This window comes from Streptomyces hoynatensis (assembly GCF_003626535.1).
GTDB classification, from domain to species: Bacteria; Actinomycetota; Actinomycetes; order Streptomycetales; family Streptomycetaceae; genus Streptomyces; species Streptomyces hoynatensis.
On sequence record NZ_RBAL01000012.1, the window covers coordinates 62056 to 83708 of the forward strand.

Annotated in this window: 20 protein-coding genes, 1 tRNA gene and 2 pseudogenes; 10 read left to right on the forward strand and 13 right to left on the reverse strand. The window is 75.4% G+C overall.

Going from position 1 to position 21653, the window contains the following annotated elements:
* Window positions 1-60 precede the first annotated feature (60 nt).
* Window positions 61-819, forward strand: a complete 759-nt coding sequence (locus tag D7294_RS20150) for an IclR family transcriptional regulator (RefSeq protein WP_120681773.1) — start codon at window positions 61-63, stop codon at window positions 817-819.
* A gap of 172 nt (window positions 820-991) precedes the next feature.
* On the opposite strand, the gene D7294_RS20155 is transcribed toward D7294_RS20150, so the two are convergent.
* Window positions 992-1873, reverse strand: coding sequence for an SDR family oxidoreductase (locus D7294_RS20155; RefSeq protein WP_120681775.1), 882 nt, complete (start codon window positions 1871-1873; stop codon window positions 992-994).
* Between the two features lie 143 nt (window positions 1874-2016).
* Here D7294_RS20155 and D7294_RS20160 point away from each other — a divergent pair, with 143 nt between their 5' ends.
* Window positions 2017-2856 (forward strand): helix-turn-helix transcriptional regulator, encoded by an 840-nt coding sequence (locus tag D7294_RS20160; protein WP_120681777.1) that lies wholly within the window; start codon window positions 2017-2019, stop codon window positions 2854-2856.
* A gap of 49 nt (window positions 2857-2905) precedes the next feature.
* On the opposite strand, the pseudogene D7294_RS20165 reads toward D7294_RS20160, so the two are convergent.
* Window positions 2906-3259: pseudogene (locus tag D7294_RS20165) on the reverse strand (DNA-binding protein).
* On the opposite strand from D7294_RS20165, the pseudogene D7294_RS20170 reads away from it, so the two are divergent.
* Window positions 3204-3533: pseudogene (locus D7294_RS20170) on the forward strand (chlorophyllase); the annotation flags it as partial. The pseudogenes D7294_RS20165 and D7294_RS20170 sit on opposite strands and share 56 nt — an antisense overlap.
* Before the next feature lie 103 nt (window positions 3534-3636).
* The gene (locus tag D7294_RS20175; protein WP_120681779.1) at window positions 3637-3903 is read left to right on the forward strand and encodes a DUF2087 domain-containing protein; all 267 of its coding nucleotides are present in this window, start codon (window positions 3637-3639) and stop codon (window positions 3901-3903) included.
* 96 nt (window positions 3904-3999) lie between these two features.
* Here D7294_RS20175 and D7294_RS20180 read toward each other — a convergent pair whose 3' ends face one another.
* From D7294_RS20180 to D7294_RS20190, 3 genes are all read right to left on the reverse strand, one after another.
* Complete coding sequence (locus D7294_RS20180) at window positions 4000-4428, reverse strand: OsmC family protein (protein ID WP_120681781.1); 429 nt, start codon at window positions 4426-4428, stop codon at window positions 4000-4002.
* Between the two features lie 291 nt (window positions 4429-4719).
* Window positions 4720-4803, reverse strand: a tRNA-Leu gene (locus tag D7294_RS20185).
* Between the two features lie 21 nt (window positions 4804-4824).
* Window positions 4825-6126, reverse strand: coding sequence for a DUF445 domain-containing protein (locus D7294_RS20190; RefSeq protein WP_120681783.1), 1302 nt, complete (start codon window positions 6124-6126; stop codon window positions 4825-4827).
* 129 nt (window positions 6127-6255) lie between these two features.
* On the opposite strand from D7294_RS20190, the gene D7294_RS20195 reads away from it, so the two are divergent.
* A complete protein-coding gene (locus D7294_RS20195) occupies window positions 6256-7569 on the forward strand; it encodes an SGNH/GDSL hydrolase family protein (RefSeq protein WP_422070719.1) in 1314 nt (437 codons plus the stop codon).
* A 191-nt stretch (window positions 7570-7760) separates the two neighbouring features.
* On the forward strand, window positions 7761-10118 hold the full coding sequence (locus D7294_RS20200) for a transglycosylase domain-containing protein (RefSeq protein ID WP_120681785.1): 2358 nt from the start codon (window positions 7761-7763) through the stop codon (window positions 10116-10118).
* A gap of 12 nt (window positions 10119-10130) precedes the next feature.
* On the opposite strand, the gene D7294_RS20205 is transcribed toward D7294_RS20200, so the two are convergent.
* Entirely contained in the window at window positions 10131-10433 is a 303-nt protein-coding gene (locus tag D7294_RS20205; protein ID WP_120681981.1) for a GroES family chaperonin, read from the reverse strand.
* 76 nt (window positions 10434-10509) lie between these two features.
* Window positions 10510-10833 (reverse strand): DUF3618 domain-containing protein, encoded by a 324-nt coding sequence (locus D7294_RS20210; RefSeq protein ID WP_120681787.1) that lies wholly within the window; start codon window positions 10831-10833, stop codon window positions 10510-10512.
* A gap of 185 nt (window positions 10834-11018) precedes the next feature.
* Here D7294_RS20210 and bcp point away from each other — a divergent pair, with 185 nt between their 5' ends.
* The 4 genes from bcp to D7294_RS20230 all read left to right on the forward strand — a co-directional run bounded on the left by bcp (window position 11019) and on the right by D7294_RS20230 (window position 14204).
* A complete protein-coding gene (bcp, locus tag D7294_RS20215; RefSeq protein WP_120681789.1) occupies window positions 11019-11486 on the forward strand; it encodes a thioredoxin-dependent thiol peroxidase in 468 nt (155 codons plus the stop codon).
* A 116-nt stretch (window positions 11487-11602) separates the two neighbouring features.
* On the forward strand, window positions 11603-12382 hold the full coding sequence (locus tag D7294_RS20220; RefSeq protein ID WP_120681791.1) for an HAD-IIA family hydrolase: 780 nt from the start codon (window positions 11603-11605) through the stop codon (window positions 12380-12382).
* A gap of 199 nt (window positions 12383-12581) precedes the next feature.
* A complete protein-coding gene (locus tag D7294_RS20225) occupies window positions 12582-13544 on the forward strand; it encodes a hypothetical protein (protein ID WP_120681793.1) in 963 nt (320 codons plus the stop codon).
* 3 nt (window positions 13545-13547) lie between these two features.
* A complete protein-coding gene (locus tag D7294_RS20230) occupies window positions 13548-14204 on the forward strand; it encodes a class F sortase (protein ID WP_120681795.1) in 657 nt (218 codons plus the stop codon).
* Between the two features lie 57 nt (window positions 14205-14261).
* Here D7294_RS20230 and rdgB read toward each other — a convergent pair whose 3' ends face one another.
* From rdgB to D7294_RS20260, 6 genes are all read right to left on the reverse strand, one after another.
* Complete coding sequence (rdgB, locus tag D7294_RS20235; protein WP_120681797.1) at window positions 14262-14870, reverse strand: RdgB/HAM1 family non-canonical purine NTP pyrophosphatase; 609 nt, start codon at window positions 14868-14870, stop codon at window positions 14262-14264.
* Window positions 14871-14919: 49 nt separating this feature from the next.
* A complete protein-coding gene (locus D7294_RS20240; RefSeq protein WP_120681799.1) occupies window positions 14920-17025 on the reverse strand; it encodes a beta-galactosidase in 2106 nt (701 codons plus the stop codon).
* Between the two features lie 213 nt (window positions 17026-17238).
* Window positions 17239-18147: a carbohydrate ABC transporter permease gene (locus tag D7294_RS20245; RefSeq protein ID WP_120681801.1), complete on the reverse strand. Its 909-nt coding sequence runs from the start codon at window positions 18145-18147 to the stop codon at window positions 17239-17241.
* Complete coding sequence (locus tag D7294_RS20250; protein ID WP_120681803.1) at window positions 18147-19067, reverse strand: carbohydrate ABC transporter permease; 921 nt, start codon at window positions 19065-19067, stop codon at window positions 18147-18149. Before D7294_RS20250 ends, D7294_RS20245 begins: the two co-directional genes overlap by 1 nt.
* A gap of 9 nt (window positions 19068-19076) precedes the next feature.
* Entirely contained in the window at window positions 19077-20432 is a 1356-nt protein-coding gene (locus tag D7294_RS20255) for an ABC transporter substrate-binding protein (RefSeq protein WP_174248395.1), read from the reverse strand.
* On the reverse strand, window positions 20429-21595 hold the full coding sequence (locus D7294_RS20260; RefSeq protein WP_206619532.1) for a LacI family DNA-binding transcriptional regulator: 1167 nt from the start codon (window positions 21593-21595) through the stop codon (window positions 20429-20431). Before D7294_RS20260 ends, D7294_RS20255 begins: the two co-directional genes overlap by 4 nt.
* Between the last annotated feature and the right edge of the window lie 58 nt (window positions 21596-21653).

The following is a 21653-nucleotide window of genomic DNA, read 5'->3' on the forward strand; positions in this document are numbered from 1 at the left end:
GCCCATCGTCGCTAGGCTTGACCCAAGCGCGGGCCGGGAGGACGCAGGCAGGAGGAGCCAGTGCCGATCACATCCGGGCGGACCGCCCCGTTCCACTCCGTGCGGTATGCGCTGCGGTTGCTGGAGACCATCGCCGCGGCCCCCGAGGGGCTGCCCGAGGAGGAGCTGGTCAGGCGCGCCATGGTCCCGCCCGGCTGGCAGGGGCACCTGCTGCGGATGCTGCGCCGCGAGGGCTACGTCTCCCAGCTGCCCGACGGGGCCTACGCGCCGGGCGCGGCGCTGATCGGCCTCAGCTCGGGGACGGAGCACGCGCGGGTGCGGGAGGAGAAGCTGCAGCAGGCCCTCAACGCGCTGCGCGACTCCGTCGGCGCCGCGGTCTACCTGGGCCGCTACGCCGACGGCGAGCTGGACGTGCCGCACGTCTCGGAGTCCCCGCAGCGCCCCGTGGTCAACGAGTGGGTGGACTTCAGGTCCGCCGCGCACGCCACCGCGATCGGCAAGTGCCTGCTCAGCCAGCTCGACCACGACGGCCGCCAGGACCACCTGGCCCGGCACAAGGCCGCCCGGCTCACCTCAAGGACCATCACCGACAAGCGGACGCTGCTGAGCACCCTCGACCGGCAGCCCGCCACCATGCCGGTGCTCGACCTGCAGGAGTACGCGGTGGGCACCCTGTGCGCGGCGGTGCCGCTGACCGCGGGCGCCACCGTCGGCTGCCTGGCGCTCTCGCTGCCGGTCGGCCAGGCCCACCGGCTGCGCCGCGCGGCCGAGGCGCTGAACCAGCAGGCGGCCCCCACCCTGCTCTCGCTGACGCTCTGATCCCCCGCCGCCGGGCGCCCGCGCCCCGGCGGCGCTCCCGCCTCCCGGCGCGTGCGCTCCCGCCTCGCGGCGCGCGCTCCGGCCGCGCGCGCCTCCCGCCGCCCCGCGCCTCCCGCCGCCGCGGGCGCCCCCGCCGGGGCGCCGTGGCCGCGGCCTTCCGCGCCCGGGGCACTCAGACCTGGCGGGTGGGCAGGGCGACGATCTGCCGCAGGTTGACCCGGCGCGGGCGGCTGACCGCGTAGCCGATCAGGTCGGCCACGTCCCCGGCGGTCAGCCCGCCGAGTTCGTCGAACATCCCCGCGAGGGCCCCGGAGAGCTCGGCGTTGTCGATGTGCTCGCCCAACTCGGTGTCGGTCAGGCCCGGTTCGATGTTGGTCACCCGCACGTCCCGCGGCCCGAGTTCCGCCCGCAGGCCGGCCGCGAGCTGGGTCAGCGCCGCCTTGGTCGCCCCGTACACCGCGTAGGTGGGGAAGACCACGTGGGCGCCGATCGAGGAGACGGTGACCAGGTCGGCGGCGCCGCCGGCCCCGGCCGCGGCGAGCAGGTCCGGCGTGAAGGCGCGGACGATCCGCAGCACGCCCGTGAGGTTGGTGTCGATCATGCGCGTCCACTCGTCGATCCTGGCCTCGGCGAGCGGGTTGGGCAGCATCACCCCGGCGGCGTTGACCACCAGGTCGGGGCGGCCGAGTTCGGCGCGCACCCGGCCGGCCGCCGCCTCGACCGCGGCCCCCTCGGTGACGTCCACCGGCACCGGCAGGGCCCGTCCGCCCTCGGCGGCGATCCGCTCGGCCAGGGCGGTCAGCCGCCCGGCCCGGCGGGCGAGCAGGGCGACCCGGGCGCCGTTCGCGGCCAGCAGGCGGGCGGTGGCCTCGCCCATGCCGCTGGCCGCGCCGGTGACGACGGCGACGCGCCCGGCGAGGCCCGGGTAGGCGGCGCGGGAGGCGGCCTCCGCGGGCGTGCCGGAAGGAGCGCCGGAGGGGGCGCCGGCGTGGGGGGCCGAGGGGGTGGTGGGGGCCGGGGTGGCGGCCGGGGTGGGGTGCTGGTGCTGGGTCATCGCCCGTGCTCCTCGTGAGATCCGGTGTCGGTGCCTGTGGTGGCGGACACGAGTCTGGGCGCGGCGGAGGACGGGACCCAGCGCACGGCTTTTCCTGGGTCTGCGTTTACCACCCTGGGACGCACCCGGTTAGGGTCGAGGGCATGAGCGGCGGAGAGGTCGGGGAGTTCCTGCGCGCCAGGCGGGCCCGGGTGCGGCCCGAGGACGTGGGGCTTCCCGCGTTCGGCAGGCGCCGGGTGCCCGGGCTGCGGCGCGAGGAGGTCGCGCACCTGGCCGGGGTCAGCGTCGACTACTACGTGCGCCTGGAGCAGGGCCGCGGCCAGACCGCCTCGGACGCGGTGCTGGACGCGGTGGCCCGGGTGCTGCGCCTGGACGCGACGGAGCGGGCGCACCTGCGGGCGCTGGTCAGGCCGCCGCGTGAGGGCGGGACGCCCGCCTCGGGCAGCGCCCCGCAGCGGGTGCGCGAGGGGGTGCGGCTGCTGCTCGACCTCACCACCGGCATGCCCGCCTTCGTCCTCGGGCGCCGGATGGACGTGCTGGCCTGGAACGCGCCGGCCGACGCGCTGCTCGGCTTCTCCGGGCTGCCGCCGCGCGAGCGCAACATGGCCAGGCACGCCTTCCTCGACCCGGCGGCCCGCGCGCTCTACCCCGACTGGCCCGAGGTGGCCGCCGAGACGGCCGCCCACCTGCGGCTGGACGCGGGGCGGCACCCCGGCGACCCGCGGCTGCGCCGCCTGCTGGACGAACTCACCGCGGGGAGCCCGGAGTTCGGGCCGCTGTGGGCGCGGCAGCAGGTGCGGGAGAAGGCGCACGGGCGCAAGCGGATGCGGCATCCGCGGGCCGGGGAGCTGGACGTGGGCTACGAGACGCTGTCCCTGCCAGGCGACCGGGACCAGCTGCTCGTGCTCTACACGGCCGAGCCCGGCTCGCCCACCGCCGCCCGCCTCGCCGCCCTGAGCGCGGCCTCCCCGCTCGCCGTCTGAGCCCCGGCCCTGCCGTGGCGGCGGCCTGACCCGGCACCGGGGGCGGGCACTACACGGCCACGAGCCGGACGCCCCGGCCGCAGAGCTTCCCCATGTCGTCGAGATCCGAGGTCAGCAGGGCCACCGGCCGCTGCCGACGCATCGCCAACTCGGCCACCACGGCGTCGATTGCCTACGTGTGCCCGGGCAAGCCGGCGTCGCCCAGGAGCGCCGAGGCCGCCTTGGCCTCCTCCTCCCCGACGGAAACGACACGCAGGCCGGAGAGCAGCCAGTTCAGCCTGGGCTTGGGGACGCGCGGATGCATGGCCTCGATGATCGTCAGGGCGCTGACGACGACTTCTCCCCCCGTCACCGCGCCGGGACTCGTCGTCGCAGGCGACGCGGACGACCTCCCGCTCTCCACCCGGGGACCCGCCTGGACGACCGACCCGTACACCCTGGCAGGCGGCGCCAGGAGCCTGCTGACGGTCTACGGCGGCCGGCATTCCCTCGGCGGCATCTCCGGCTACGAGGCGGCGGAGACCACCGACGAGAATCCCGCCCGCGTCGCCCTGATCCAGCAGGTCACCCTCGCCTACCTGCGCCACGTCACCGGCGTCGGCCAGGCCGACTGGGAGCGGGCGCGGGCCGCCCTCGCCGGCGGCTCCCACCCCCTGGGACGGCTCGACTCCAGGTGACCACCGCCGCGCCCGCGGCCGGGCGGCGGGGCCGGAAATCCGGGTGCGGGAGGGGGAGGCCGGTGGCAGCCTGGGGCGGAGGCGAGCGGAGGGAGCCGGGAACATGGCGGGTGAGGGCGCGCACGGCGTCGAGGCGTTGTTCGTGCGGGGGCGGCTGGTCGCCATCCCGCGGCGGGCGGCCAGGCGCACCCAGTTGCTCGCGCACCTCACCGAGACGCTGTTCCGGCCCGGCCGCGACTACCCGGAACGCGAGGTGAACGAGGCGCTGCTGACGGTCCACGAGGACTGCGCGGCGCTGCGCCGCTACCTCGTGGACGAGGGCTGGCTGACCCGGCACGCCGACGGCACCCACTACCGCCGCGCCAGGTGAGCGACCCGGCGGGCGCAACGGGCCCCGCCGCCCGGGACGATGGCGGCGGGGCCCGTCGGGTGTCGCGTTACCGGCCAGGGGCCGGGCGGGGGCGCCTCAGTCGAGGAGCTCGGCCTCCAGCGTGATCGGCGCGCCGGCCAGGGCCTTGCTCACCGGGCAGTTGGCCTTGGCGTTCTCCGCGGCCTGCTGGAAGTCCTCGGCGGTCAGGCCGGGCACCTTCGCCTTCACGCTCAGGGCGATCCCGGTGATGCCCTCGCCCGGCTGGAAGGTCACGCTCGCCTGCGTCTGCACCGACTCCGGCGGCGTGCCGGCCCCGGCGAGGCCGTGGGAGAGCGCCATGGAGAAGCAGGACGAGTGCGCCGCGGCGATGAGCTCCTCCGGGCTGGTGCGCCCGTTCGCCTCCTCGGACCTGGAGGCCCAGGTGACGTCGAACTTGGCGACTCCGGACGTGTCCAGGGAGACGTTGCCGGAACCGCCCATGAGGGGGCCTTCCCAGTGCGTCGTCGCGATGCGTGTGGTTGCCATGGTCGATCCTCCTGGAGGAACGGAGCAGCAGGTCACGTACAAGCACGTACGGATACGTGCCAGGACACGCTATCGCTGCGCCGCGCGCCGCGGGACGGGATGTGGCTGGGGACACCCCGCCCGCGGGCCCCGCGCAACCGCCGCTTCAGCGGGACTTCAGAAAGGCGCAGGGAGCGGGCGGGAAGGCAGCGGCCGGGCGCGGGGCGGGGGTTGTGGCGCGGCGGGGCGAGGAGGTGGGGCGACGCGCACCGGGCGCGGTCGCCCGGGCCGTGGGGCCGACGGGCCATCAGGTGCGGCCGGAGGGATTCGAACCCTCACGCGCGTAAGCGCACTGGGACCTAAACCCAGCATGACTGCCCATTCCATCACGGCCGCTCGCCGCCCCATCGTACCCGGTCAGCCGCCTGCCGCCTGGGTCGCCGTGTGGATGAGGAGACCGGCGAGAGAGCCGATGACGGTGCCGTTGATCCGGATGAACTGGAGGTCGCGGCCGATGTGCAGTTCGATCCGCCGGGAGGTCGTGCGGGCGTCCCAGGAGGCCACGGTGTCGGTGATGAGGGCGGTGATCTCGTTCCGGTAGCCGGAGACGACGTGGAGGGCGGCGTCGATGACCCAGCCGTCGAGCTTCTCCCGCAGCCCGGCGTCCGCGGACAGCCGGGCGCCGACGCCGAGGATCGCGCCGTGGGCGCGGCGGCGCAGGGCGCTGCGCTCGTCGGCCGCCGCGGTGAGGATCATCACGCGCACGTTCGCCCAGGCGGCGGCGATGAGTTCCTGCACCTCGGGGCGGTGCAGGAACTCCCCCTTGAGGCGCTCCACCTTCGCCCTGGTCTCCGGGTCGTGCTGCAACTGCCCGGCGAAGTCCGTGAGGAAGCGGTCGAGCGCGGCGCGCGCCGGGTGGTCGGGCGAGTCGCGCATCTCGGCGGCGAAACGCAGCAGTTCGCGGTAGACGCGCTCGCCGACGCGGCGGTCGACGAAGCGCGGGGTCCAGCCGGGCGCGCCGCCCTCCACCGCGGAGAGCACCGAGTCGCGGTGCTTCTCCAGCCACTCGTGGGCCTGGGCGCACAGCAGGTCGACGACCCGGTGGTGCCCGCCCGCGGCGACGGTGCGCTCCAGCAGGCGGCCGAGCCCGGGGGAGATCTCGGCCTGCCCCGCCCTGCGGGTGACGGCCTCGCCGATCACCGCCTGCACGTCGGCGTCGCGCAGCACGGTCAGCCCGCCGCGCAGGGCGGTGGCCAACTCGGCGGTCACCCGGTCGACGTTGGCCGGCCGCGACAGCCACTGGCCGAGCCGGTGGGCGAGGGCGACGGAGCGCAGCCGGGCCCTGACCACGTCCTCGGCGAGGAAGTTCTCCCCTACGAAGTCGCCGAGGGACTGCCCGAGTTGGTCCTTCTTCGTGGGGATGATCGCGGTGTGCGGCACGGGCAGGCCCAGCGGGTGCCGAAAGAGCGCGGTGACGGCGAACCAGTCGGCGAGCGCGCCCACCATCCCCGCCTCGAACGCCGCCGCCAGGTACCCGGCCCAGCCCCCCGCGCCGCTGTGCTCGGCCCAGGTGCTCAGCGCGTAGCCGAGGGTGACGAGGATCAGCAGGCCGGTGGCCACGAACTTCATCCGGCGCAGCCCGCGCAGCCGCGCGGCGTCGCCCGCGGCCGGGGCCGCCCCGGCCGGCCCCCCCGGCCCCCCCGTTTTCTTGTCGTCCATACCGTCGATTGTCGCCGTACCCCTCGCGAAGCGGCGGCCCGTGGGGTGCGCCTGCCCCGTGCCCCCGCCCGCCCCCCTGGTAGCCCGGGCGGGTGAGCCGGGCCGGTCGTGTCATGGGATCATGTGCGCGTGGGAGAGGTGCGCAGACGGCTGGCGGCGAGCCTGCTCGCGGGCCTGTGCGCGGTGCTGCTCGGCGTGGCGGTGGCCCTGGGCACGGGCAGCGAGGCGCGGCCGGGCGCCACTCCCGCACCCGTCTCTCCGCAGACCGTGCTGCCCGCGACCGGCAGCCAGTGGGTCGCCACCTGGACCGGCGCCGCCACCGGCTCGGAGCCAGGCACCGGCACGGGGCTGCCCGGCCGTTCGGTGCGCAACGTGTTGCGTGTCTCCGCGGGCGGCACGGGCGTGCGGGTCGAGGTCTCCAACGAGTACGGCACGCGCCCGGTGACCTTCACCGACGTCACGGTGGCGCTCGCCGCCGCGGGCGGCCCGGCCGCCACGCCGGGCACGATGCGCCGCCTCACCTTCGGCGAGGGCACCTCGGTGACCGTCCCGGCCGGCGGCACCGCGCTCAGCGACGCCACCACCCTGGAGGTGCCGGCCGGCGCGGAGCTGCTCGTCAGCCTCTTCGCCCCCGAGCCCTCGGGCCCCGTCACCTACCACCGCATGGCCCAGCAGACCAGCTACCTGGCGCCCGGCGACCAGGCCGCCGCCGAGTCGGGCGCGGCCTACGGCGAGACGAGCGAGCACTGGCGCTATGTGACCGCCGTGCAGGTGCTCAGCCGGGGCGTCGAGGGCGCGGTGGTGGTGCTGGGCGACTCGCTGACCGACGGCATCACCTCCACCCCGGGCGCCGACCACCGCTGGACCGACTACCTGGCGGCCCGGCTGCGCGAGGAGCCCGACGCGCCGCGGCTGGCCGTGCTCAACCAGGGCATCAGCGGCAACCGGCTGCTGCGCGACGGCAACCCGGACCGCACCTACAGCGGCGACAGCGGCCTGCGCCGGCTGCCCTCGGACGTGCTGCGGCAGCCGGGGGCCCGCGTGCTGGTGGTGCAGCTGGGCATCAACGACATCATCGTGCCGCCGCGGCAGGGCGATCCGGGGACGATCGTGACCGGGCTGCGGCTGCTGACCGAGCGGGCGCACGCCTCCGGGCTGCGGGTGGTGGGCGCGACGCTGACCCCCTTCGCCGGGCACCCGAGCCACAGCCGCGAGCTGGAGCGGATTCGGCAGCGGGTGAACCGGGAGATCAGGGCGGGCGGCGTGTTCGACGCCGTGGCCGACTTCGACGCGGCCCTGCGCGACCCGGCGCAGCCGCTGCGGCTGCGGCCCGCCTACGATTCCGGGGACGGCCTGCATCCCAGCGACGCCGGCTACGAGGCGATGGCCGGGGCCCTGGACCTGTCGGTGCTCGGCCCCGAGGGCGTGGGCCGCTCCCTCTGAGGCGGGCGGCAGGGATCGTCGGCGCGGCGGGTTCGCCCGGGCGTTCGCGCTACTCGAACGGGTGAGCCGGGCGGCCGTTCGGGGGATCGCGGGGCCGACGGGCGTGACGCGTGATGCCACAGTGGTGGGCACGGACAGCCGGGATGCCGGGATGAGGGAAGGCACCGTGTCGGAGCCCTGCCGAGAGCCCCATGAGTGACGAACGCCCCGCGGGCGGGGACAGCGCGCGCGGCGCCCGGTGGCGCCGCCTGCCGTCCTGGCTTCCGCGGCGCCGCCGGGCCCGGCCCAAGCGCACCGGGCTGCGCCGCCTCCTGCCGACCTGGCGGATGGTGCTCAGCGGCGCGCTGCTGGGCACGACCGTGCTGTTCGGCGCCCTGCTCGCCGGCTATCTGCTGGTGGAGATCCCCGCCCCCAAGTTCGCCGCGGCCGCGCAGAGCAACGTCTACCTGTACGCGGACGGCTCGCGGCTCGCGGCGGTCGGCGAGGTCAACCGCGAGAACGTCGCCCTGTCCGAGGTCCCGCGCCCGGTGCGGCACGCGGTGCTGGCCGCCGAGGACCGCGGCTTCTACCACGACCCCGCGGTCGACGTCACGGCGATGGCCAGGGCGGCCTGGAACATGGTCCGCGGCGGCGGCCGGCAGTCCGGCTCCACCATCACCCAGCAGTACGTGAAGAACTACTACCTCGACCAGCGGCAGACGGTCAGCAGGAAGGTCAAGGAGTTCTTCATCGCGATCAAGCTGGGCCGCGAGGTGAGCAAGGACGAGATCCTGGAGGGCTACCTCAACACCAGCTACTTCGGCCGCAACGCCTACGGCATCCAGGCCGCCGCCCGCGCCTACTACGGCAAGGACGCCCGGGAGCTCGACGTGGCCGAGGGCGCCTACCTGGCCGCCCTGCTCAACGCGCCGAGCGCCTACGACGTGCGCGCCAACCCGGCGGGCCGCGAACAGGCCGAGGCCCGCTGGGAATACGTGCTCGACGGCATGGTCTCCGAGGGCTGGCTGAGCCGCTCGCGGCGGGAGCGGCTGCGGTTCCCGGAACCGGTGGAGATCACCCCCGTCACCGGCCTGTCCGGGCAGCGCGGCTACCTGGTGCAGGCCGTCACCGAGTACCTGAAGGAGAACGGCATCGCCGACGAACGGCAACTGGCCGCGGGCGGCTACCGGATCACCACCACCTTCCAGCCGGAGCGGCAGCGGGCGCTGACCCGGGCCGTGCGGGAGCAACTCCTCGACCGGCTCGGCGACTCGGGGCCGCCGGACTCCTACGCCAGGGCCGGAGCCGCCTCGGTGGACACCAGGACGGGGCACGTGGTGGCGATATACGGCGGCGAGGACTACACCCGGCAGTACGTGAACGGCGCCACCCGCCGCGACTACCAGGCGGCCTCGACCTTCAAGCCCCTGGTCTACGCCGCCGCGCTGCGCTACGAGGCGCGCACCGCGGGCGGCGAGCGGATCGGGCCCGACACCCGCTACGACGGCCGCAGCGGCCGGGAGGTGATCGGGCGCGACGGCGAGGGCACCGGCTTCGCGCCGGAGAACGAGGACCAGGAGGACTTCGGCGACCTGTCGGTGAGCGCGGCCATGGACTGGTCGGTCAACTCCGTCTTCGCGCAGATGGGCTCGGACGTCGGCCTCGACCGCGTCAAGGACACCGCGGTGGCCCTCGGCATCCCGGCCGACACCCCGGGACTCGACTCGGCCCAGGGCTCGGTCACCCTGGGCACCGCGACGCCGAGCCCGCTGGACGTGGCCGAGGCGTACGCCACGCTGGCCGCGCACGGCTGGCACCGGCCGGCGGTGCTGGTCGAGAAGGTCACCAGGGAGGGCCACGAGATCCCGCTGCCCGAGGCGGCGGGCGCCCGCGCCGTCCCGCGGGAGGCCGCGGACGGCACCACCCGGGTGCTGCGCCGGGTCGTGGAGGGCGGCACCGGGACGGCCGCGCGCGCCGCGGGCCGCCCCGCGGCCGGGAAGACGGGCACCGCGGAGGGGGACCTGGCGGCCTGGTTCGCCGGGTACACGCCGGAACTCGCCACCGTCGTCGCGGTGTTCGGGCAGGACCCGGAGACGGGGGCGCAGCGGGAGCTGTACGGGGTGGGCGGCCTGTCCCGGGTGGGCGGCGGCGATTTCCCGGCGCGGATCTGGGCCGCGTACACGGCGGACGCGCTGCACGGCCAGCCGGAGACCCCCTTCCGGCTCGACGGCCGCGAGCCGAGCGGGGAACCCTCCCCCGCCTCCTCCCCCACCGGGCGCGCCTCGCCCTCGGAGGAGCCCGCGACGCCGCGCGAGACCGGCCGCCCGGCCGAGCCGGGGGCGGGGACGCCGACGGGTCCCGGGCCGGGCGCCGACTCGCCCACGGGCGCCCCTGCCACGCCGGGCGGCGAGCCGCCCGGCACGCCCACCGGGGCGCCGCCGCCCGAGCCGGGCGCGAGTCCCGAGGTGCCGGGCGCCCCGGGGGCCGAGGCCGCCGCGGCCCCGCCGCCGGCCGGGGAGGTCACGCCGCCGCCGGCCACGCGGCCCGAGCCGTCCGCCGCGCCCGGGTAGCCGCCGGGGGCGTCAGAGGTAGAGGCCCGTGGACCCGTCGGTGTCCTGGAGCCGTTCCGCCGCGACGGCGTGCAGGTCCCGCTCGCGCATCAGGATGTACGAGACCCCGCGCACCTCGACCTCGGCCCGGTCCTCCGGGTCGTACAGCACCCGGTCGCCCGGCTCGACGGTGCGGACGTTCTGCCCGACGGCGACCACCTCGGCCCAGTCGAGACGGCGGCCGACCTGGGCGGTCGCCGGAATGACGATGCCGCCGGAGGAGCGGCGCTCGCCCTCGGCGGTGTCGGCCCTGACCAGCACCCGGTCGTGCAGCATCCGGATGGGCAGCTTGTCGTGGGAGGGTGCGGAGGAACTCACGGGACGACCGTATATCAGGCCACGGGGCGGCGGACTACCGGCGTCGGCGCCGGGAGGAGAGCACCAGCAGGCCGAGGGCGGCGACGGCGATCAGGGCCGCCGGCACCACCCGGTCGAGCCGCGGGGCGCCCGCCTCGTCGACGAACTGGCCCCGCACGCCGCTGACCGTGCGGTTCACCGTGGCGAGCGCGCGGCCCGCGGTGCGGTCCACGGTCGCCGCGGCGCGGGCCCTGATGTCCCCCGCGATGGTGCTGGGGTGGACGCGGACGGCGATCTCGTCGAGGGTCGCGGCGAGGTGACGACGCCGCTCGGCGATCCGCGCCTCGATCTCCGCCGGGCTGCTGGCTGATTCCGGCACGCCTCTGCCTCCGTGCTCCGCCGGTACTGGGTCAGCGCACAGTGTGTCAGCTCCCTCGGCACAGTGCCCGTCCGAGTCCCCGATTAGGCTGGGCGGCGCGATCCCGTCCCCGGTGCGCCGGGGGCGCGGCCGCCGCCATCCGGGCGGCGGGCGAGCAGCCGAGCACAATCCGAAGGAGCCCGCAGATGAGCGCGCGTCTTGAGCCGGGCGACCCGGCACCCGCCTTCACCCTGCCCGACGCCGACGGCAAGCCGGTGTCGCTGGCCGAGTACGCGGGGCGCAAGGTCATCGTGTACTTCTACCCGGCCGCGCTGACCCCCGGCTGCACCAAGCAGGCCTGCGACTTCACCGACAACCTCCAGCTGCTCGCGGACGCCGGCTACGAGGTCGTCGGCGTCTCGCCCGACAAGCCGGAGAAGCTGGCGAGGTTCCGCGAGCGGGAGTCGCTGCGGGTCACCCTCGTGAGCGACGAGAGCCGCGAGGTCATGAAGTCCTACGGCGCCTTCGGCGAGAAGAACTCGTACGGCAGGACCGTCACCGGCGTGATCCGCTCCACCTTCGTCGTGGACGAGACCGGCCACGTCGAGCGGGCGCTGTACAACGTGAGGGCCACCGGCCACGTCGCGAAGCTGATCAAGGACCTCGGTCTCTGAGGGCCCGCAGACCGCTGTGCCCCCGAAGACCGGAAGACCCCGGAAGACCCCCGAAGACCCCGAAGACCCCCGAAGACCCCCGAAGACCTGGGAAACCTCTGAAGGAGGCCGCGGACGTGTCGACGCGCAAGCCGATCGAGTCCTGGCTGACGGACATGGACGGCGTCCTCATCCACGAGGGCGTGCCGGTGCCCGGCGCGGACCGCTTCCTGAAGCGGCTGCGCGAGTCGGGCAAGCCGTTCCTCGTGCTGACCAACAACTCCATCTACACCCGGCGCGACCTCCAGGCGCGGCTGCTGCGGATGGGGCTCGACGTGCCGGTGGAGAGCATCTGGACCTCGGCGCTCGCGACGGCGCAGTTCCTCGACATCCAGCGGCCCGGCGGCAGCGCCTACGTGATCGGCGAGGCCGGGCTGACCACGGCGCTGCACGACGTGGGGTACGTGCTCAGCGACGTCTCGCCCGACTACGTGGTGCTCGGGGAGACGCGGACGTACAGCTTCGAGTCCCTGACCAAGGCGATCCGGCTGATCAACGACGGGGCGCGGTTCATCGCCACCAACCCGGACCACACCGGGCCCTCGGCCGAGGGGGCGCTGCCCGCCACCGGCTCGGTGGCGGCCCTGATCACCAAGGCGACCGGCCGCGACCCGTACTTCGTGGGCAAGCCGAACCCGCTGATGATGCGCACGGGCCTGAACCTGATCGGCGCCCACTCCGAGAGCAGCGCGATGATCGGGGACCGGATGGACACCGACGTGCTGGCGGGCCTGGAGGCGGGGATGGAGACCTTCCTGGTGCTGACCGGGCTGACCCGGCGGGACGAGATCGACCGCTACCCGTTCCGGCCCTCGGTGGTGGTGGACTCGATCGCGGACCTCGTCGAGCGGATCTGAGCCGGCCCGGCGCCCACCGGCCGCGCGAGGGTGCCGGCTGCCGGTCCCGCGCACGGGGCGCACCGTCCCCGCAACGGGCCCGCGCCGGGCGCCCGGACGGCCCTGGCCCGGCCCCCGCACGGCCCAACTCCGCGGCGCAGCGGATGCGGCGCGCGGCGGGCCGGGGGACCTTCGTGGTATCGACCCGGAGGTTCGCACCATGGGCACCCGCGCCAGCATTCCCCCGAGCACCCGCCAGGGCGGCGCCCCCGGCCGCCGCCAGGCGCGAGCAGCGTCCCTCGCTCGCGGCCCCCGCGCCCTGGGGCTCGTCCTGGGCACGGCGGCGGCCCTGGCCGCCGGGGCCGCCGGCGCACCGGGCGCCGCCGCCGACTCGGGGCCCGGGCGGGCGGCCGTGCGCGTCACCCCGGTCAGCCCGCGCCCGGGCCAGGACGTCGAGTTGCTGGTGCGCGGCTGCGAGGACGAGGCGGCGACGGCGCGTTCCGCCGGCTTCGTGACGGGGGCGCGGCTGGCCCCGGCCGCGGCGGGCGGGCTGTTCGGCGAGGCCAGGGTGGCCTCCACCGCGGAGCCCGGCGCCTACCCGATCGCGGTGTCCTGCGACGGGGAGGAGGCCAAGGTCTCGGGCCGCCTCGTGGTCACCGGCGTGCCCGAGGGGGCGCGCGCGCCGGGCGCGTTCGGCGATACCGGCGAGGCGGAGGGCGGCGGCACCGCGGGGCGGGAGGGGGAAGAACCGGCCGAGGGCACCGCCGAGTTCGGCGGGGGCACGGAGACGGAAGGGGCCTGGGAGGGGCAACGGCGGCCGGGCGGCGGGGAGGAGGGCGGCCTGGGCGAGCGGGAGGGCGGCGCGGGCAGGACCGGGGGGACCGGCCGGGAGCCGGGCGAGGACACGCGGCCCGGCCGGCCGTATCCGCCGGGCGCAGGAGAGGCCGGGGAGACCCGGGAACCCAGGGAGCCGGGCGCGGGGCTGCGCCCCGAGGAGCCCGCGCCGCGGCCGACCGGCCCGGTGCACGCGGGCGGCGGGGGCACGGCGGGCGACGCCGCCGGGCGGGAGGGCGCGGCGGGTGGCCCCGGCGGCGCGGCGCCGGCCGGCCTGGCGCTGCTCACCGGGGCCGCGCTGGGCGGCGCGCTGCTCGCCGCGCGCCGCCGCCGCGGCCCGGAAGGCTGAGCCGTGCGCGCGCCGCGCGACGCGGGTCCCGGCCGCCTTCTCGCCGCGCTGACCTGGGTGTTGCTCGTGCTCGGCCTGTGGTCCTGGGCGCGGGAGCTGACCGGCGGCGAGTGGGCGGATGAGACGCTCGGCGGCTCGCGGCCCGCCGCCGAGGGCGGCGCCGCGGCCCGGGAGCCGCTCGCCCCGCTGCCGGGGAGGCCGCCGCCGCGCGAGGTGGCCATCCCCTCCCTCGGCCTGCGGGCCGAGGTGGTCGAGCGGGGCCTGGACGCGGAGGGCGGGGTGTCCCCGCCCTCCTTCGCCACCCCGGAGCGCGTCGGCTGGTACGCCGACGGGCCCACCCCGGGCCAGGAGGGCGCGGCGATCCTGGTGGGGCACGTGGACACCGAGCGGGAGCCCGCCGTGTTCCACCGGCTCCGCGAGGTGGAGCCGGGCAGCGAGGTGCGGGTGGGCCGGCGGGACGGCAGCGTGGCCGTCTTCACGGTGGCGGGGGTCGAGGAGGTGCCACGGGACCACTTCGACGCCGAGCGGGTCTACGGCCCGCGCCGCGCGGGGGCCGCCGAGCTGCGGCTGATCACCTGCGGCGGGAGGTACGACGCCGGGGAGGGCGGCTACGCGGCGAACGTGGTGGTCTCCGCCTACCTCACCGGCTCCGCCAGGTGAACCCCGCGGCCGGCGCGCGGCACGGGCGCGGGGAACCGGCGCGCGGCACCGGCGCGTTCAGCTCGCGCCGAACAGCTCGCGCAGGTCGGCGGCGAGGGCGCGGAACGCCCGGCCGCGGTGGCTGATCGCGTTCTTCTCCGCCGGGCTCAGCTCCGCGCAGGTCCGCGTCTCCCCCTCGGGCTGGAGGATCGGGTCGTAGCCGAAGCCGCCCGCCCCGGCCGGCGCGTACCTGAGCGTCCCCTCAAGCCGCCCCTCGGCGACCCGCTCGGTGCCGTCCGGGAGGGCGAGCGCCGCGGCGCAGGCGAAGTGGGCGCCGCGGTGCTCCGCCGGCACGTCGGCGAGCTGCCCGAGGAGCAGGTGGAGGTTGGCCGCGTCGTCCCCGTGCCGCCCGGCCCAGCGGGCGGAGAAGATCCCGGGCGCCCCGCCGAGCACGTCCACGCACAGGCCCGAGTCGTCGGCGATGGCGGGCAGCCCGCTGAACCGGGCCAGGGCGTGCGCCTTCAGCAGGGCGTTCTCCGCGAAGGTGACGCCGGTCTCCCTGACCTCGGGGGCGCCGGGCACGGCCTCGGCGCCGACCAGTTCGGCCGCGAGCCCCGACTCGGCGAGGATGGCGCGCAGTTCGGTGACCTTGTGGGCGTTGCGGGTGGCGAGTACGAGACGTTGCATGCCCGCGATTATTCCCGGGCGCGCCGGGGCACCCGCCACCGCCGCCCGCTCAGCGTTCCGCGAGCACCCGCACGTCCCAGGGGCCCAGGCGCAACTCCGCGCCCGCGGGCAGCTCCTCCCCGCTGAGGACGTCGCGCACCGCGCCCGGCAGCGGGCAGGTCCCCGGCTCCCAGGACCAGTTGTGCACGAAACGCAGCCGGGTGCCGTCCGCGGCCGTGGCGCCGGTGACGGTCTGGCTCGGCGAGCCGGGGCGCCAGGTCCGGGGCGCGGACCCGGCGGCGCACCAGCCGAGCACCGCGGCGGCCAGGGCCGGGTCGGGCACCGTGCCCAGGTAGGTGACCCGCCCGGCGTGGTGGGCGCGGGTGGTGACGGCCGGCCAGCGGCCGAAGTGCGGGTGCACGTAGCGGGCGAGCACCTCGGCGGCGCCCTCCTCCGGCAGGCAGAGGCCGTCGGCCCAGCGGGTGGCCGCGGCCTCCTCCGGCAGCGTGAGCGGGGAGCCCTCCGCCGCCTCGACCGGCAGCGGGGAGCGCAGCGTGGAGAACTCGTCGTACCAGACCCCGGCCGCCTCGGTGAGGAAGGCCGGCTTGCGCTCCTGCCTGGCCCGCGCCTCCTCGTCCTCGTAGCCGGTCCTGATGCCGAGCAGCAGGTGGCCGCCGGCCGCGGCGTACCGTTCCAGCCAGCGCAGCTGCGCGTCGTCCGCGATGAGCAGCCCGGCGGCGACCAGCAGCGGCTGCCTGGCGGCGAAGTCGGCCGGGTCCTGGGCGAACAGCTGTCCCGGGTGCAGGATGCGGCTCTGCAGCCCGGCGTCGAACGCGCCGCGGTAGAAGGCGTCGAAGAGGGTCTGGTACGAGGCGCGGTCGGGCTCCACGCCGCCCGGCAGGGGCAGCGCGGGGTGGCCCTCAAGCGACCACTTGGTGTCGGTGGAGTACACCAGGGCCACGTCGGCGTCCGGGACCAGCCCGGCGACCAGCGCCCCGGCCTTCTCGAACTCGCCGCCGAGTCCGGCCAGTTCCCGGTAGACGCGGCCGGGTTCCGCGCTGTGCGGGAGGATGCCGCCCCAGTAGGTCTCGGTGCCGAAGTGCAGGGTGTGCCAGTGCCAGTACTCGATCATGCGGGCGCCGCGGGAGACCAGCGCCCAGGCCGCCTGCCGCCACTGGCCGTCGTAGGCGGGCTCGTTGACCCAGGGGTGGCTGATGGCCTGGGCGTTGGTCTCGGTGACGAGGAAGGGCTCCTGACGGCTCGAGTACATCCGGTCGGCCGAGCGGTACAGGGCCCAGGTGCCGTCGGTGGACCAGTCCTGCCCTGCGCTCCTGGCGTCGGGCAGGGCGAGGGCGTCCTGCATCCGGTAGTAGGGGTTGCCCGCGGTGACGTCCAGCCGGGCGGCGAGCTCGTCGTCCCTGACGGTGCGCCTGGGGTAGGAGATGCAGGTGGTGACGAACTGGTCCTCGCGGGCGTACTCGCGCACGATCTCCGCCTGCCAGCCGATGAAGTCGCTGGTGAGCGTGCCCTGGAAGCGGCGCCAGGCCAGCGCGTACTGCGGCTGGGCGTTGGCGTCCGGCGTCCACAGGTCGGCCCAGGTGGACAGCCGGTGCGACCAGTAGGTCAGGCCCCACTGCTCGTTGATCTCCGCCACCGAGCCGTAGGTGTGCCGCAGGTGGTCGACGAAGCGCTGGAAGACGCCGCGGTTGTGGAAGATCTCGTTGCCCGGCTCGTTGTCCACCTGGTAGCCGATGACGGCGGGGTGGCCGGCGTAGCGGGCGACGATCCGGCGGATGAGGCGTTCCGCGTGGAAGAGGAACGCGGGGTGGCTGTAGTCGATCTCCTGGCGCGCGCCCCATCCGGCGGGCTGCCCGGTGCGGCGCTCGGCGTTGAGCTCCGGGTAGGTGCGCTGCAGCCACGGCGGGATGGCGTAGGTGGGGGTGCCGAGGATGACGCCGATGCCGCGGGTGTGGGCCCCGTCGAGCACCGGCTGCAGCCAGTCCAGGTCGAAGACCCCGTTCTCCGGCTCCCAGGTGGACCAGACGGACTCGCCGACCCTGATCACGGAGAAGTGGGCCCGGCGCATGAGGTCGAGGTCGGCTTCGAGGCGTGGGGTGGGCTGGTACTCGTGGTAGTAGGCGGCGCCGAAGAGCACCCGGGCGGGCAGCTGGGACATGATCCTGCCTTCTGGTCTTTCTCGGTGTTCCCCCCCGCCTGCGGCACAAGGCGCCGGGCGGCGTGGGGGCTTGCGTTGCGGGGGCGGCTTGGGTTGCGGGGGCGGCTTGGGTTGCGCAGGGGCGGGCGGGGCTGACAGCGCTGTCAGCACGGACGGGTTGCGGCCCGGGGGCGCGCGGGCGGCCCCCGGGCGCCGGGGCCGGGGCGGCGGGCCTCAGCCCTTGACGGCGCCGGTGGAGAGCCCTTCGAGGAGCTGCTTGCGCAGCAGCAGGAACACCAGGATCGTCGGCACCGAGGCGAGGACCGCCCCCGGCAGCACCAGGTCGAACTGCCGCTGCTCGGCGCGGAAGAGGATGTTCAGGCCCAGGGGCAGCGTGTAGTGGTCGACGTCGGAAATGAGGACGAGCGGCCACATGAAGCTGTTGTAGCTCTGCAGGAACTGCCACACGGCCAGGGCGCCGAGCGAGGGCCGCAGCAGGGGCAGCACGACCCGCAGGAAGATGCCGAACTCGCCGGCGCCGTCGATCCGCGCGGCCTCGATGATCTCGTCCGGGATGGACTGGATGATGTACTGCTGCATCATGAAGATGCCGAAGGCCGGCGCCACCCACGGCACGGTCAGGGCGAACCAGGGGTTCGACAGGCCCGACTTGACCACCAGGATGAACAGCGGGACGACGATCACCGCGAAGGGCACGGACAGCGAGCTGAACATCACGTTGAACAGCAGCCGCTTCCCCGCGAACCGGTACTTGGCGAAGGCGAATCCCGCCATCGCGCAGACGAAGACGGCGACGGCCGTGCCGAGCCCGGCGGTGACGACGCTGACCGCGAACCAGTGCCAGAAGGGCTGATCGGACAGCAGCGACCGGAAGTTGTCCAGGGTGGCGGGGTCGGGCAGCAGCTTCGGCGGGTACTCGAAGATGTCGCCGCGCGGCTTGAAGGAGCCGCTGACCGCCCACACCATCGGGGCGACGAAGACCAGCGCGAGCACGGTCAGGGTGCCGTAGAGGGCGAGCCGCCCGGGTATGCCGGACCGGCGGCGCGGGCCGGTGCGGCGGTCCGTGGGCCGGGCCGCGCCCGCGGCGGGCCGTTCGGTGCGCTCGGTGGCCGGGGCGCTCATCAGACCCTCCCGATGGACAGCAGGCGGTTCAGGATCTGGCTGATCCCGAAGACGATCACGAAGAGGACCAGCCCGGCGGCGGCCGCGTAGCCGAACTGCTGGCGTTCGAAGGCCGCCCGGTAGACGAACATGGCGACCGACAGCGTCTCCTCGCCCGGGCCGCCGCCGGTGATCAGGTAGGGCTCGTCGAAGAGCTGGGCGGCCCCGATGAACGAGGTGACCACGACGAAGGCGGTGACCGGGCGGATCGCCGGCAGGGTCACGGCGGTGAACGTCCGCAGCCGGCCGGCCCCGTCGAGTTCGGCCGCCTCGTAGCGCTCCTTGGGCACGGCCTGGAGCGCGGCCAGGAAGAAGATGGTGAGGTAGCCGACCCAGCGCCAGAGGATGACGAAGCCGACCGAGACCTTCGCGAGGGTCGGATCGCCGAGCCAGTCGGTGTTCCCGCCGCCGAACAGCGCCCGCAGCACCGAGTTCAGCAGGCCGTAGTCGCGGTCGAGGAGCAGGCTGTAGACCAGGGCGATGACGATGGGCGAGAGCACCATCGGCAGGAAGAAGGTGATCCGGAACAGGTCCCTGGCGCGCAGCCCCTTGGTGTGGAGCGCCTGGGCGATCAGCAGCGCCGCGGGCACCACCACGAAGACGCTGACCAGCACGTAGATCAGCGAGTTGCCGAGCGCCTTGTGGAAGCTGGTGTCCCGGGCCAGGTTGGCGAAGTTGCGCAGGCCGACGAAGTCGGGGGTGCCGAGGCCCACCCACTCCGTGGTGCTCAGGTAGACCGCGGTGCCGATGGGGACCACCATGAACAGCGTGTACAGCACGTAGAAGGGGGCGATGAAGGCGTAGGGGGCGAGCTGGCGCCGCTTGCCGGCCGGCTTCGCCGTGCCGCCCGTGGGCGCGGCGGTGGGCGGGGGGATCGTCATCGCTCCTCCTCAGGAACGGGTCTGGCCGCGGAAGTCGTCGGCGGCCCGGCCGAGCGCCTCGCGCGGGGAGAGGTCCCCGTGGTAGGCCCGGAGCACGTAGCCGCTGAGCACGGTGTCGAGGACCGGCCGGTCGGCGCTGAGGTAGTACACCGGCGCCTCGTCGATGACCTCGCGGTAGACCTGGAACATCCGCTGCCCGCCGCAGTAGTCGTCCTCGATGTCGCTCAGCGAGGGATCGTCGAACACCGAGCGCCTGGTGGGCAGGTAGCCCATCTCCACGTAGCGGCGGACCTGCTCCTGGGGCGTGAGGAAGCCCGCCTTGATCAGCTCGACCCCGGCCAGGGTGTTCTCCTTGCCGCGCAGCGCGGCGAAGCCGGTGCCGCCGGTGAACGAGGTGCGCGCGCCGCCGTCGGGGAAGACCGGCAGCGACCTGATGCGCCACTCCCCCTCCTGCTCCGGCACGTTGTTGCGCAGGCCGTACACCTTGTACCAGGTGGCCATGGGCACGCTGATCACCTTGCCGGTCTTCAGCGCCGTCTGCATCGCGGGGCCGTAGAAGTCGGAGACGGTGCCGAAGCAGCCGCTCTGCACCCCGCGGACCAGGACGTCGAGCGCCTGCTCGGCCTCCGGCGTCTCGATGGAGAGCTCGCCGTCCTCGTCGAAGAAGCGGCCGCCGCGCTGCATGGTGAGCATCTCGTAGACCTGGACCACCTGGCCCAGCTCGCTGCCGACGGCCACCGCGCCGAGGGAGACGCCCTCCCGCTCGTAGAGCCGCTCGCCGACGTCGAGCACCTCCTCCCAGGACGCGAAGTCGGGGGAGATGCCCAGGCGTGCGTACTCCGGCTTGCGGTAGTAGAAGACGCACAGCGGCGCGTCGGAGTCCAGGGCGTACAGGCGGCCGTCCTTGGTGTACGGGGCGGTGCGCATCGGCAGCAGGTCGTCGCGGACCTCGGCCACGTCCTCGGTGAGGTCCTCCAGCAGCTCGGCGGCCAGGTCCCCGCGCAGCAGCCGGGTGAAGCTGCCGATTTCGAGTCCTGCCACGTCCGGGGTGCCGCGCCCGGCGATGGCCTGGGCGATGCTCTTGGTCACCACGTCCTGCGCCGAGGCCTGGGTGAGGTGAAGCCGCCAGTGGAAGCGGCTCCCGGCGGCCTCCGCATGCTCCGCCGCCGCGGCGAAGAAGTCGTAGTACACCTGGTCGTGGGTCCAGAAGGACAGGTCCACGGTGCCCGAGGTCACCGGCTCGGCGGCCCGTCCCGTGCCGCAGCCCGTCAGGGCGCCGCCGAGCAGGCCGGCCATGCCGAGGCCGCCGCCCAGGCGCAGCAGTTCGCGGCGGCCGAGGCCGCGGGGTGCCGATCGTGGGGTCATGGCCGTCCCTCTCCGTCTCGCAGCTGTGGCCCGTCCCGCCGGCCGCCGGGGGGCAAAGGCCCGGCCGTGCTCTCCCGGACGACGAGGGCCGGGGTGATCAGCTCCTCGCCCTCCTGCTCCCCGGTGCCGGCCATCGCGGACACCAGGCGCCGCATGCCCTGCCCGGCCGCCGCCCGGAAGTCCTGGCGGACGGTGGTCAGCGGCACCGTGAGGTAGGCGGCCTCGGGGATGTCGTCGAAGCCGGCCACGCTGACGTCGCGCGGCACCGACCTGCCGGAGCGTTCCAGGGCGTGGAGGGCGCCGATGGCCATCTGGTCGTTGGCGGCGAACAGCGCGGTCATGCCGGACGGGCCGGTCTCGGCGAGCAGTTCGCGCGCCGCGCGGTAGCCGGAGGCGGGGCTCCAGTCGCCGTGGCGCGGCTCGGGCACCGGGGCGCCCGCGGCCTGGAGGGCCGCGCGCCAGCCGCGCAGCCTGCGGGAGGTGGCCGCCCAGTGGGGCGGCCCGGCGAGGTGGTGCACGGTGCGGTGGCCGAGGCCGAGCAGGTAGGCGGTGATCGCGCGGGCGCCGCCGGCGTCGTCGTTGGCGACCACGAGGGCGCCGCGGCGCGGCCCGCCCTCGGGGAAGTCCATGGCGAGCACGGGGATGCCGGCGGGCACGGCCGCGGCCAGGTCGGCCGAGCCGGTCACCGGGGCGGAGATCACGATGCCGTCGACGCCCTGGCTGACCAGGTGGACCACGGCCCGCCTGACATCGTCCTCCGGCCTCCCGCCGCCCCCGCCGCCCGCACCTGGTTCCCGCTCCCCCGCGCCCGGCTGCCGTCCCCCCGGCTGCCCTTCCCCGGGGCGCCGCGCGGCGCCGTCGTGGACGTGGACGATGCTGACGAAGTAGCCGGCCTCCCTGGCGGCCCGCTCCAGGCCGTCCAGCAGGGCCGCCGGGCCGTGGTACGAGGGGCTGGTGGTGAGGACGCCGATGCGCCGCGATTTGCGGGTGACCAGGGCGCGGGCGTTCTCGTTCGGCAGGAAGCCGAGGCGCTCGATCTCGCGGAGCACCCGCTCGCGCACCGCACGGCTGACGTGGGCCTCGCCGTTGACGACGCGGGAGACGGTCTTCTGCGAGACCCCCGCGCGGCGCGCGACGTCCGCCATGGAGACCCGACCCGTCATCACCAGCCCCTTTGCCAGAAGTACGCCCGGCGGGGACCGCGTTGACTGCGCAGTCAGC